The following is a 725-nucleotide window of genomic DNA, read 5'->3' on the forward strand; positions in this document are numbered from 1 at the left end:
GTGGGGACATTCTCGAAGGCGCGAAAAACGGTCGCGATCGCAGCATGCCTGATCGTCGTCACGGGATGCACGCCACAGCCTGAACCGCCGGCTCCGCCTCCGGTGTCCACAGACAGCAGCTCCGACGCCGCACTGACCGGTGACCTTGGCGTGGCAACGTTCACGGGGAGCGATGGGACGGCCGGCAGCATCCGTTTGAGTGCGGCTGATGGCCGGCTGGCTCTGGCATCAGACGAGCTCGACATTCCCGCCGCGACCGCATCTTCCTCAGGTTCCGTTGCGGTCATGGCAGCGCTGGACCCGATCGATGAGGGCGCCACCTGTTTCGACATTGCTTTCCCAATGAGTCTCGCGGATGCGGAGCCAGGGAAGCCCTACAAGGCCTGGCGGAACCTCGCAGAGTTCCACGGCGACCCGACAGCGATCGATCAGCTCGTCATCACCACCAAGCCCCAGAACGACCCCGACTGCTCGATGAGGATCATTGCTGTCGCTGACGTCCAATGGAGCGTGAAGCCTCAACGCAGTGATCTCGTCGCCCAGGACGCCGGGCCGCGTGCAGCAGCGCGTGGCGAAACGACATCGACGGACGGAATGCCGACGTCGTACACGGTCGCTCGCAACGACCTCGCAGAGGACGTCGCGGCACGATTCGACATGACGGCCGATGACCTGTTCTACCTCAACCCGTTCCGCTTCCCTTCCGACGAAATTCTGCGCGTCGG

The 725-nt window shown here is 64.0% G+C and carries 1 pseudogene; it reads left to right on the forward strand.

Annotated features, from left to right (window positions below):
* Positions 1 to 102: 102 nt before the first annotated feature.
* Positions 103 to 725: pseudogene (locus C5C63_RS17200) on the forward strand (hypothetical protein); the annotation flags it as partial.

The sequence above is a fragment of the Rathayibacter sp. AY1B8 genome, from assembly GCF_002932775.1.
In the GTDB taxonomy this organism is placed as follows: Bacteria; Actinomycetota; Actinomycetes; order Actinomycetales; family Microbacteriaceae; genus Rathayibacter.